General features: G+C 61.2%; 10 protein-coding genes and 2 pseudogenes. 4 read left to right on the top strand and 8 right to left on the bottom strand.

From position 1 onward, the window contains the following. Positions 1 to 40: 40 nt before the first annotated feature. Complete coding sequence (locus tag C0Z16_RS19665; protein WP_102633779.1) at positions 41 to 934, bottom strand: amidohydrolase family protein; 894 nt, start codon at positions 932 to 934, stop codon at positions 41 to 43. A 42-nt stretch (positions 935 to 976) separates the two neighbouring features. Continuing rightward, entirely contained in the window at positions 977 to 1,300 is a 324-nt protein-coding gene (gene rhaM / locus C0Z16_RS19660) for an L-rhamnose mutarotase (RefSeq protein ID WP_102633778.1), read from the bottom strand. Between the two features lie 136 nt (positions 1,301 to 1,436). Here rhaM and C0Z16_RS19655 point away from each other — a divergent pair, with 136 nt between their 5' ends. Beyond that, the gene (locus C0Z16_RS19655; RefSeq protein ID WP_102633777.1) at positions 1,437 to 2,432 is read left to right on the top strand and encodes a LysR family transcriptional regulator; all 996 of its coding nucleotides are present in this window, start codon (positions 1,437 to 1,439) and stop codon (positions 2,430 to 2,432) included. A gap of 15 nt (positions 2,433 to 2,447) precedes the next feature. Here C0Z16_RS19655 and C0Z16_RS19650 read toward each other — a convergent pair whose 3' ends face one another. The 4 genes from C0Z16_RS19650 to C0Z16_RS19635 form a co-directional block, all read right to left on the bottom strand. Then, on the bottom strand, positions 2,448 to 3,230 hold the full coding sequence (locus C0Z16_RS19650) for an SDR family NAD(P)-dependent oxidoreductase (protein ID WP_102633828.1): 783 nt from the start codon (positions 3,228 to 3,230) through the stop codon (positions 2,448 to 2,450). 60 nt (positions 3,231 to 3,290) lie between these two features. Continuing rightward, complete coding sequence (gene rhmD, locus C0Z16_RS19645) at positions 3,291 to 4,469, bottom strand: L-rhamnonate dehydratase (RefSeq protein ID WP_027798377.1); 1,179 nt, start codon at positions 4,467 to 4,469, stop codon at positions 3,291 to 3,293. 48 nt (positions 4,470 to 4,517) lie between these two features. Next, a complete protein-coding gene (locus C0Z16_RS19640; RefSeq protein WP_102633776.1) occupies positions 4,518 to 5,846 on the bottom strand; it encodes an MFS transporter in 1,329 nt (442 codons plus the stop codon). A 95-nt stretch (positions 5,847 to 5,941) separates the two neighbouring features. Further along, complete coding sequence (locus C0Z16_RS19635) at positions 5,942 to 6,694, bottom strand: SDR family NAD(P)-dependent oxidoreductase (RefSeq protein WP_102633775.1); 753 nt, start codon at positions 6,692 to 6,694, stop codon at positions 5,942 to 5,944. Between the two features lie 466 nt (positions 6,695 to 7,160). Here C0Z16_RS19635 and C0Z16_RS19625 point away from each other — a divergent pair. The 3 genes and pseudogenes from C0Z16_RS19625 to C0Z16_RS19615 form a co-directional block, all read left to right on the top strand. Then, positions 7,161 to 7,427: pseudogene (locus tag C0Z16_RS19625) on the top strand (hypothetical protein); the annotation flags it as partial. A gap of 11 nt (positions 7,428 to 7,438) precedes the next feature. After that, positions 7,439 to 7,864, top strand: coding sequence for a type VI secretion system baseplate subunit TssE (gene tssE, locus C0Z16_RS19620; protein WP_102633774.1), 426 nt, complete (start codon positions 7,439 to 7,441; stop codon positions 7,862 to 7,864). A 471-nt stretch (positions 7,865 to 8,335) separates the two neighbouring features. Then, positions 8,336 to 9,027: pseudogene (locus C0Z16_RS19615) on the top strand (IS66 family transposase); the annotation flags it as partial. A gap of 507 nt (positions 9,028 to 9,534) precedes the next feature. On the opposite strand, the gene C0Z16_RS19610 reads toward C0Z16_RS19615, so the two are convergent. Beyond that, positions 9,535 to 9,879: a hypothetical protein gene (locus C0Z16_RS19610; protein WP_102633773.1), complete on the bottom strand. Its 345-nt coding sequence runs from the start codon at positions 9,877 to 9,879 to the stop codon at positions 9,535 to 9,537. A 135-nt stretch (positions 9,880 to 10,014) separates the two neighbouring features. Further along, positions 10,015 to 11,277 carry an MFS transporter gene (locus tag C0Z16_RS19605; RefSeq protein ID WP_102633772.1) on the bottom strand — a complete coding sequence of 421 codons (1,263 nt, stop codon included), beginning with the start codon at positions 11,275 to 11,277 and terminating at the stop codon, positions 10,015 to 10,017. Positions 11,278 to 11,615 lie beyond the last annotated feature (338 nt).

Raw genomic sequence — 11,615 nt, 5'->3', positions numbered from 1 at the left:
GCAGGCTGCGCGAGTTTGCAGCGCGCCCGCTTGAACCGCTTCATATGCGATAGAAACGTTCCGCGTTACCGCAAAACAGCGCCTCTTTCTCCGCGACGCTCGCACCGTCGACAATCGATGCATACGCATGCCACAAGTCGGCGTAAGAGCCGAACAGACGGTCGACGGGAAAGTTCGATGCAAACATCGTGCGCTCCACGCCAAACGTGTCGATCGTTTCGAGCACATAGGGCCGCAAGCTTTCCACGGTCCATTGATGATCGAACATCGCGAGTCCGCTGATCTTCACGCAGACGTTGCCGCAATCCGCGAGCATGCGCATGCCCTCGCGCCATGCCCGATAACCGGCAACGCTGTCGCGGTCCACGAACATGCCCGCATGATTGACGGCGAACAAGGTGTCGGCATGCGCGCGCGCGAGCACTGCGGCCTCTTCCATTTGCGACGGATACAGTTGCAGATCGAACGACATGCCGTAACGGCGCAGCAACGCGAAGTTCTCGCGCCACTGCGGCTCGCGCATGTAATGCCGGCCGACGTAATCGAACAGCTTGTTGTCATGCACATTGAGAATCTGCCGGACGCCGCGCGTATTCGCGAACGACGCATGCGCTTCGAGCAACCCAGGCGCGTTGGCTGCGGACAGATCCACCGCGGCGACAATCGCATTCGGCATGCCGCGCGATTCGTGACGATCCGAAACGGACTGCACCCAGCGGGTCTCCTCGACGGGATCGGCAGGATCGTGATTCGCTTCCACGTGCACGAGTTTTTTCACATCGATGTCGCCCGCTTCGCCGAGAAGATCGTCGAGCAGATAGTCGTGCTTCAGATCGCGCGCATCGCCGACGAACGAAACGCCCGGATTTTCCAGCCACGGATAACGATGCGTTTTCAGGTCCCACAAATGGATATGCGAATCGACAACCTGCATGCAATGCCTCCGTCGTTTCAAGCGTGAAACTCAACGTGAGAGTCAGCCAAGCGAACTCAAACGAAACACCTGTTCAAGCGGTTCCTGAAGCGGCGTATGGTCCGGGGCTGTATGCATGATGTCGGCCATGTAATCCCACCATTTGCGCATGACTTCGAGTTCAGGCAGCGCGTCCATTGTGTGATTCGTCGTCCGCGTGAGCACGGCGAAAAGATGGTCCGTGCCGGGATCGAAGAAGATGCGGTACTCGCGCACGCCGGCGTTGTGCAATGCGTCAACCAGTTCCGGCCAGATTTGCGCATGACGCCGTTCGTATTCTTCGCGCATGCCGGGGTTGAGCACCATCCGGAAAGCGATTGTCTCCATGAGGCTTGTCTCCTCTCTTCAGGCGCATTCGCGGCGTAGCCGTACAAGCGTCTTCAAAGACTATAATTCCTGCGTCGATAGCATCTCAATCCGCGTTTGGGATTGGGCGATCCACAAACCGAATCGCACCGCAACCATGAGCCAACTCTCAGCTACCGTCGCACTCGTCAATCGGCTCAAGTTCAAGCACCTCGCACTACTGGTTGCGCTCGACGACGCGCGCAATCTCCATCAGGCCGCCGACGCTGTGAACGTTGCGCAGCCCAGCGCGAGCCGCATGCTCGGCGATATTGAAGAAGCGTTCGGCTTTCTGCTGTTTGAGCGCAACGCGCGCGGCATGACGCCTACGCCGCTTGGCGTCGTCACGCTGGCGTACGCACGGCGCGCGCTCGCAGAACTCACGCGCTTTGCCGAAGACCTCGAAGTCAAACGCCGCGGCGGTCATGGTCAATTGACCGTGGGCGCGATCATGGGCGCTGCGCCCGATCTGATGGCAATGGCCGTCGCCGCGCTGAAAACCGAAAGCCCGCTGCTGAACGTGCGCATTCTCGGTGAAACCAGCGACCAGGTCGTGCAGTTGCTGCATCGCCGCGAAGTCGATCTTGCGCTTGGACGCCTGACAAGTCCCTTGCAACACAACGATTTCAGTTTCGAGCCGCTGGCGCGAGAGACCTTGCTGCTCGTGGTGCGTTCGGTACATCCGCTCGCGAGCCGTTCGCGCATCACGCTGCGCGAATTGATCGACTGGCCGTGGGTCGCGCAACCCGTCACGAGTCCCGCGCGCGTCCTGTTCGAGGAAGAACTCGCGCGTGCGGGACTCGCCACGCCGGTCAATCTCACCGAATGCGCTTCTATCTTCGCCACACTGCAACTGCTCGAAAATTATGATGCGGTTGCGATGCTGCCGGAGTCGGTCGTGCGCGATCATTTGCGCGGCAAACTGCTGGTCGCGTTGCCGCTCGAAATCGGCAAGAGCCTTGCCGGCTTCGGCATTCTCACGCGCAAGGAAGAACCGCTCGCGGAACCGGCGCTGCGCTTCATCGAACTGTTGCGCGGTTTCTCGCGCCGTCTTGCACGCGACGACCCCACGGCATCCACGCAACCCATTATCGCTTCGGCACCGGTCGGTTGAAGTAAGCATCGCGCGTTATTGCAGATTGACGAACAGGCCGCCGTCGACGAGCAACGCCGCGCCCGTCACATAGCGCGCGCGGTCGGACGCGAGGAACACCACACAATCGGCCACGTCTTCCGGGCGGCCCAAACGGCCCAGCGGAATGCGCTTTTCGAAGTAAGCTTTCTTTGCCTCGTCGGCGAGATCTTCGGCGTTGAGGTCCGTGGCGATGGTGCCGGGCATGACCGAATTGCAGCGGATGCCGTACGGTCCCAACGCAACCGCGCACGACTGCATCAACGAATGGACGCCGGCCTTGGTCGGCGTGTAATGCGTCTGCATGCCGCCGCCTACCAGCGCGCTGATCGAACTCGTCGCGACAATCGCGCCGCCCGTGCCTTGCGCTTTCATCTGCTGCGCGGCCGCTTGCGTGACGTAAAACGCGCCGTTCAGATTGACGGCGACGGTCGACTCCAGAATGTCCGCTGGCATGTCGAGAAACGCATGGAACGGACAGATGCCGGCGTTGCTCGCGAGCACGTCCACCTTGCCGAATGCATCGACCGTCTGGCGCACCAGTTGCTGACCCGTTTCGCGCGCGGCAACGTTGCCTTCAATCGCGATCACGCGCCGCCCCAGCGCCTCGATTTCCTCGACCACTTCAGCGACGGCCGAACGGCGTCCATACGATGCGTCGTTATCGCCCCAGTAGTTGATCGCGACATCCGCGCCTTCGGCTGCGCACGCGACGGCTATCGCACGGCCAATGCCACGCGAGCCGCCGGTGACGATCACGACCTTGTCCTTGAGCAGCACGTCATTCTCCTTTGCTGAATGATGCTGAAACGCGAGCGATGCCAGGCCATGCGCAAGCAATCAACGCGGATAAGGCCGCACCAGCGCGCATTCCGGATTGAGCCGCACGCCGAAGCCAGGCGTATCCGGCACTTTCATTCGCCCATTCACAGGCACGGGTTCGTCGAGTAGAAGCGGCGTGAACATGGGCACGACTTCATCCGCTTTGGGCGCCATCATCAGAAACTCGGAGAACGGCGAGTTATGACGCGTGACGACGAAATGATAGCTATACACCGACGAACCGTGCGGCACCACCATCACGTTATGAGCATCCGCGAGTGCGGAGATCTTGATCAGCTCCGTAATGCCGCCGCACCAGCCCACGTCCGGCTGAATCAGATCGCAGCATTGCATTTCCAGCAGCATGCGAAAACCCCAACGCGTCGCTTCATGTTCGCCGGTCGACACCATCATGCCGCGCGGCACGTTGCGGCGCAGTTCGGCGTAACCCCAGTAGTCGTCGGGCGGCAGGCACTCTTCGATCCATTTCAGTCCATATTCATGCGCGGCTTGCGCGAGACGCGTTGCGTACGGCACGTCGAGGCTCATCCAGCAGTCGTACATCAGCCAGAAGTCGTCGCCGACGCGGCTGCGCATGTCCGCGAGTTTCTCAAGATTGAGTTTGAGTCCCGCTTCGCCTTCCGCGGGGCCATGCTGCAACGGCAATTTCCCGCCGATAAAACCCATCTCCTTCGCGAGGTCCGGGCGTGCGCCGGTCGCATAGAACACGAGTTCGTCGCGCACGGGACCGCCCAATAGTTGATACACCGGCTCCTTGCGTACCTTCGCGAGCAGATCCCACAAAGCGAGATCAACGCCGGAAATCGTATTGAGCACCACGCCCTTGCGCCCGTAGTAAAGCGTGGCGTAATACATCTGATCCCACATCTTCTCGATGTCGGTCACGAGCTGACCTTCAAGAAAACGCGCCAGATGTTTTTCGACGATGAACGCGCCTATCTCGCCGCCCGTCGTCACCGCAAAGCCGACCGTGCCGTCGCTCGCTTCTATTTCGACCACCAGCGTGCCGAGGACATTAATGCCGAACGACTGGCGGCTCTGGCGATACTCAGGGTAACGTGCCATCGGCGTGGAGATGTGATCGTCGATCCAGTGTCCGCCGGGTTGGTCGTGATAGTCCGCTCCGCCGCCGCGGACGATGAAGGCACGCACGTGCCGGATAGTGGGCATGGCCATGAGAGAGGGGCTCCGTGATGGGCGTCGAACGTGTAGCCGGAAATGCGCCTAGCGGGCGCGATGCAGCAAGTCGTGAAAAGAGCCGGACGCCTCTGCGCCATGTCGGCGCAATAGCGTGCCGATCAGCAGCGCCGCCAGCAGACTCGATGCGCCGAGCACGACCAGTCCCGCAGATGTCGAGGAAAACGCGCGTTCAGCAGCCATGCGCAAGCTCGGCGCAATGAAGCCGCCGAGGCTGCCGAGCGAGTTGATGAGCGCGATGCCGCCCGCGGCAGCCGCACCTGTGAGCAGACGCGTGGGAAAGGTCCAGAAAAGCGGTTGTGCCGCGATGAAACCGCTCGCCGCGCAGCACAGTGCAATCAGTCCGATGGAGGGGTTATGCGCGAGTCCCGACACGCCAATGCCAAGACCGGCGATCACCAGCAACGCGGCCGCCCAACGCCGGTGTCCGCCGGTTCGATCGGCCCGGCGCGGCACGTACCAGGTCACAGCCAATGCGCACAGCCACGGCAATGCGGCGACGAGGCCGACGCGAAAACCTACCGTCGTGCCCAGCAAAGCCGCGACCTGTTGCGGCAAATAGAAGATCACGCCATATACGCTCACCTGGATGAGCAGATAGATCAGAGAGAACAGCAACACGCGACGATCCACCAGCGCGGCGAGAATGCGATGCGGTCCATGAGCGGAGGCTGCACGCGCGTCTTCGTCGAGAGCAAAATGCAAGCTCGTGCGTTCTTGCGCGTTGAGCCAGCGGGCGTCTTCGGGACGGTTGTCGAGATACCAGAACGCCCACACGCCTACCGCCGAAGCCAGAATGCCTTCGACGAGAAAGAGCCACTGCCAGCCGGCGAGGCCCAACGCGCCATTCAGTTCGAGCAGGGAGCCCGATAACGGACTGCCGAAAATAAAGGCCAGCGGCGCGCCGAAATAGAACATGCCGACGGCGCGAGCACGTGCTCGTTGGGGAAACCAGTGCGTCAGGTAATAGATCACGCCGGGGAAGAAGCCGGCCTCGGCGACGCCCAATAAGAACCTCAGCGTGTAGAACATCGTAGCGGTATGCGCGAGGCACATCGCAGCCGATACGAGTCCCCATGTCACCATGATGCGGCACATCCACGCTCGCGCGCCGACGCGATGCATCAGCAGATTACTTGGCACCTCGAACAATGCATAGCCGACGAAGAACACGCCCGCACCGAACGCAAACGCCGCGTTCGACAGGCCCGTGTCGTGCTGCAGCGCTTTTTGCGCGAAGCCGATGTTCGCGCGATCGAGAAACGCCAGCACATACATCAGCAGCAGGAATGGCAACAGCCGGCGCATCACCTTGCTGTTGATCGCTTCGAGTGAAGCGCTCGCATGCGGGTCCATGTCGTCTCCTTCGCGTAGCGCGCCGTGGCGGCTTCGCGGTTCTTTGTGTGATGTGCGGCTCGCGCTGCGCGCAGCGCGAAAGTATCAGCCGATACTCAGTACGTCGCGCGTCCGCCTGACAGGTCGAACACCGAACCGGTGCTGAATGCGCAGTCTTCGGAGGCGAGCCACAGGATCAGCGATGCCGCTTCTTCGGGCAGCAGGAAACGGTTCATTGGAATCTTCGAGAGCATGTAGTCAATGTGCTGCTGCGACATTGAATCGAAGATCTCGGTCTTGGCCGCAGCGGGCGTGACCGCATTGACGAGAATGTTCTTCGTGGCGAGTTCCTTGCCGAGCGATTTCGTCAAGCCGATGAGTCCCGCCTTCGACGCGCTGTAGTGCGATGCGTTCGGGTTGCCCTCCTTGCCCGCGACTGACGCGATATTGACGATCCGCCCATAGCCCTGTTGCAGCATTTGCGGAACGACCGCACGGCAGGTGAGATATGGACCGATCAGATTGACGTCGATGACGCGGCGCCACACGTCCGGTTCCAGTTCCCATGTCGCGCCGTTGCCGCCGGTAATGCCTGCGCAATTGACCAGCACATCGAGCGCGCCGTGATCGAGGACGGTCTGCGCGACAGCATGAGCGACAGCCGCTTCCTGAGTGAGTTCGACGGTCACGGCGGTGACTTTGCCCAATTCGGCGAGTTCGCGCTGACTGCGCGCAAGACGCTCGGCGTCGATGTCCCATAGCGCAACCGACGCGCCCGAGTTCAGCGCCCGCTGCGCCACCGCGTAGCCGATGCCGCGCGCGCCGCCGGTAATGGCGACGACGCGCCCTTCCAGATCGATTCGATTCATTCGTGCCTCCTGTCGATCGGAGTCGGCGCTTTAGCGCTTACTCCGATCCCATGACGGGTGCCGTCGGCGCGCCGGGCGGCGTGTCCTCCGGTTGTTGTCGTGTCCGGCGTGTGCTGCCGTTCACGCCAATATACGAGGCGCGCGATGCGATCTCAATCCGAGAATTGGCAAGGTTGATAGCAAAAGCGAATCGGAGAGTTGGAATGGCGGCTTGGCGGCCAATCGTAATTCAAATCGCCGGGAACCATCATCGTCCTGCCAGATGGTCTCAGGCTTGCCGGCCCGACGCAGCACATCGTCGACGGTTGACACGCCAGGCTCGAGGCGACCAAACGCCATGGTATCTGGCTTGACCGCGTTCACCGCGTCGGCCACCTTCTATTCGTCGCACCCGGACAGCAGCCTCCAATCACTGCCGGATGTCGGTATTTGCACAGCCCGCCCTACATGCAGACAGGGAAGCAAAGACAGCCTCGTCGATTCGCTGGCAGAGCTTTGCCTCGCGCGCGAGTCGGGCGCACGCAATGTCGACGCGTTCCTCAACCAGCGCATTCTGCCGACCGTCTCACGTGAATTGCTCTCGCGGATGGCGAACGGCGAGGCGTCTGCGGAAATCCGGCTGTCGGGTTCGCCCGACGGGGCGCTCACGATCGACTTTGTGGACCGTGGCGACGCATTTGCGGCAGCCGTTGCGCCCATGAGCGACGCCGTGCCTGCTGGTGACGGCGCCTGACGGAGCAGACGATGCCCGGCCCCTCGCTCTACGACATGCTGCTCGGCCAGATCGGCGGCGAGCCGCTCGACGCCTACGACGACAGGACGCTCGAAATCATGAGCGTCCAGCAGAACGTTCGGCGCATCCTGAACACGCGCGCGGGTGCGGTCAAGCACCTGCCTGATTATGGATTACCGGACCTCACGAACATCTACAAAGCCCTGCCCTCCTCCTCGCATCTGCTCAGGCAGCAGATGGAAGCGACACTGCTGAAGTACGAACCCCGGATTCGCGCGATCGACGTCGAGATTACCGACAACCAGGACCCCGGCGTACTCGTGAGCTTCGAGATGACGTGCCACATGAAGAAGACCGGGCTGGTGCGGTTCGGGACGTACTTTGAGCCACCGGGGCGCATGCGCGTGGAGCGTCGCCGCAATCACTCCAGCCAGTAAGGACGCGCTGTGCGGCGTCACTCAGCGCCGCAACGAAACATCTAACTCGACAATAAGGAACATCTTGACAAGACGCGCTCTCATTTTTGTAGCTGCATCGGCATGTTACGCCCTGCGACGTCCGTGTTTGCAGAGTACCGGGAGGAATAGCTGACGGCGAGCCAGTTGCAACACGTCCAACGAGGCGAGGCCGCTGCGCCTCATACGACGACGATGGTGAATGTGCGACATTAGGACCGCCCCGCAAACCGCCTGCCGCCCCTTTGACGACCAATGCTTCTCCCCATCACCACGCGCCGCCGACGTCGGAGCATCCCATTGTTGCCTTCGCTGCCAACAGCCGGCCAACAGCCCACTTTGTACAACGTTGATTGCACGTGTAGCCGTTTGGTCGTGTGGTCGTACGACGCGGGCGCAGCGCTAACACCACCGGCTTACAGTCCGATTGCCCCTCGCGCGGACCGGGATTGAATCTCGACGGACTTACTCACCGCTCCTGTCATCGCGGACGTGAAGTCGCAAGGACAGCTCGCTGAGCGCGATATCGAGATAGAACGGCTCAAAGCCAGCCTCAAGTCCGAGCAACTGGACCGGCAGATCGAACGGCTTGAGACCGAACTGGAGGAACTGACCGGCGGGCGTGGTGTCGCGGATGTTTGCCGCGCTCGCGCATCGGGCGCAAACGTGGCCGTCGGTGCAACAGCCGCGAAGGAGGCGTTGCCACCGCATCTCTCGCGCGAAGAGCACATACTTGAACCCGATTCGAGTTGCCCAATTGAGGCGGCGCTATGCAATCACCCGGCGACGACGCGTCTGGGCGACTCGCCCGTGTCGCTGCAATGTTCAAGGTGATTCGCACAATCCGGCGCAAGGCAGTCTGCACCTGCTGCCGCCGATGCCGGGCCTGCCGATTAAGCGCAGCATCGCTGCATCCGAGCCTGCTGGCCGACATCCTCGTCTCGAAGTTCGCTGGTCATCAACCGCTGTACCGACAGTCGGCGATTGCCGCACGCGACGGTGTGAACCTCGACCCTGCCAGCATGGGGCGCTGGGTCGGCCAGTGCGAGGCCCGGTGCGAGCCGTTGACCGAAGCGCCGCAGATCTGCACGATTGCGTCCTTCAAGCTGCACGCGGACGACACGCCAATCCCGGTGTTTGCGCCGGAGTTGACCAGGCAACCCACTTCGCCACCCACAGTCTGATCGTCCGGAGGTCTTCCGGAAGCTATCCGTTACCTCAGCGCCATCGCTATCGTGCCTCATGCGCGCGAAACATCGCGAACGGCCCACGCGAGGCGCTTACCGTCTTCCGACAATGGATGGTCCGAAATATAACCCTGCTCGCGAAAGCGAATGCCCGCGCGGCGTCGGCCAGCGCATTGGGTAACCGAAAATTGACCCTGGAAGCCGAGGAATCGCGCTAGGCCGGATTTAATTTACGCAACCATCAAGAATGCGGTCACGGGTCGGGCCAGTCTCATTTATCAACTTGATCGCAAGCGATTCTTACAATCTGTTTTGAATCAACTGCTTGGATAAAATCGTCAGGACAAATTTGATTTGCAAATCACAGTGACGAACGGGCTTGCGGCGAAGAGACGAAAGAATGGTTTGCTTCAATTGCGATTGGGCCGGCGCGACGGGCGGCGCGACCGCTCGTCAATCGCTATGTCAAAGCGCTTCCTGACAGAGCGCCATCATCCGCTGAACCATGGTGCTCGCTTCGTTCAGCTCCATTTCGCTCGTGAACAGCGCCTGTACATTCGACAGTCGAACGGCCACGCCCGCATCCTTCAGATCCTGACTCGCGATTTTCAAAGCGAGTTGTCCGATCGTCACGCGTTCGAGCCAGTCCATCGACATGTCGTTTTTGACAAGCCATTGGCGGCAGCATTGCACGACGTGGTCCACGCGCCACTGTGCACTCAACGCGTACGATGCCGCTGCGATTGCCACGAGGAAGCAAAGCAGTTCCGCGCGCGTGGCAGAGGGTTGTGTCGATTGCACTTTTTTCATCGGCTCTTGTTTCACCTGTCAGCAGTCATCGGGCGTTTCATCGTCAGCAAATGAAATTGTGGGCGTCCGCGCGAAAATCAACACCCGCGTCGACAGCCACGACACCCGCGATATCCGCCACCCCTGCCCGCCTGACTAGTCGCCACACGCGGCAGAGCATTCGGCACGAGTCGCCGCATTCGCCGCGGACTTGCCCACCGCGCTTCTGCCGAAACTTGCCAGCGCCGCGAGCCCGAGCAACGCGAGGCCGCTGCCGAACAGAAAGTCGGTCGACATGCCCACGTGATCGACCACAAGGCCACCCACCAGCGAGCCCACCGCGATCGCCACCTGAATGATGCCCACGAACAGCGCGGAGCCCGCTTCGGGCGAATCGGGCGTCGCGCGCTGAATCCAGATGCTGAAGCATAGCGGCAACGCGCCGAACGAGACGCCCCACGCGAGCACGAGCGCGATCACGCCTATCGACGAATGCTGCAACACCGGCAGTAAAACCAGCGCCAACATCAGCAGCGAAATCATTGCGCCCAGCGATACGTTGAGACTGCGTGTGACCGTCGACGAAACGGCAAAGTTCGAGATGAACCCGATGATGCCGAAGCCGAGCAACAGCCATGTGATTGTCGGCATTGTCAAATTCGCGTTGTGCAGCAGGAACGGTGTGATGTAGGTGTACGACGAAAAGTGCGCGCCGAATACCAGGCCAACCATCATCATGCTTCTGCGCGGATGCGGCCGGCGCAGCAGCGAAATCAGATCGCGCAGACGCAATGCGGCGCTCGACGGCAACGACGGCACGAACACGAATTGCGCAATGAGCGCACTCGCGACGAGGCCGCCGGTTGCCATGAACGACGTGCGCCACGACGCGAAGCTTGCGATGAAGGTTCCAAGCGGCACGCCGATCACCGTTGCGCATGTTACGCCGGTGAGAATCGTCGCCATTGCGCGAGCCGAATCTTTGGGCCGCACGAGACGCCCAGACGCCGCGGTCGCGAGTGTCCAGAAGCCGCCCAATGCGGCGCCGAGCAATGCGCGTCCCACCAGCATCACCAGGAAGTTCGGCGCAATTGCGGAGATCACGTTGGACGCCAGCAATAACGCCGTGAGTAAAAGGAATACGCGCCGGCGATCCATACGGCCCGCAACCAGCATCAGTCCGGGCGCCGAGATCGCCGCGATGACGCCGGGCACGGTGACCATCAACCCGGCCGTGCCCGGCAACACACCGAGATCGGCCGCGATGTGAGGCAACAGTCCGACGGGCAGAAACTCCGTCGTCACGAATGCAAAGGCGCCGATTGCAACGGCCACGACGGCGAGCCATGAACGCAGGGGCGACGACGCGCCATCGTCCGGAGCGACAGCGCTCGTCGGCAGATCATCTTCTCTCAACATAGTACTGTTTGCGGGTTACCAACAACGAATGGGATTGGGGCGGCTGCATGTGACAAATCACCGTACTGATCGATTCGCGCAGACCACAGCACCAATAGAAAAGCAGGCCGTAGTGGCCTGCTTTTGGATCAATCGACAAAAACCGGTGGATGCATCCTGAACGGAACACACCTTAACATCGTATTAAATCGTTCGCTGAAGACTGCGAAAAATTGCAGTCGCGGGTGGGGTTATTGCGTTATGCCGTATAGGGACGCGCAGGAACCGTTGGGCATGTGGCTTGCGCAAGGCGTCAACAGCATGGAGAGATTCGCGAGGCGATGCGGCTCCAGCGCATC

Origin of the sequence: Paraburkholderia rhynchosiae (assembly GCF_002879865.1) — a bacterium.
GTDB lineage: Bacteria > Pseudomonadota > Gammaproteobacteria > Burkholderiales > Burkholderiaceae > Paraburkholderia > Paraburkholderia rhynchosiae.
This window is presented reverse-complemented; position numbering and strand designations above follow the sequence as displayed.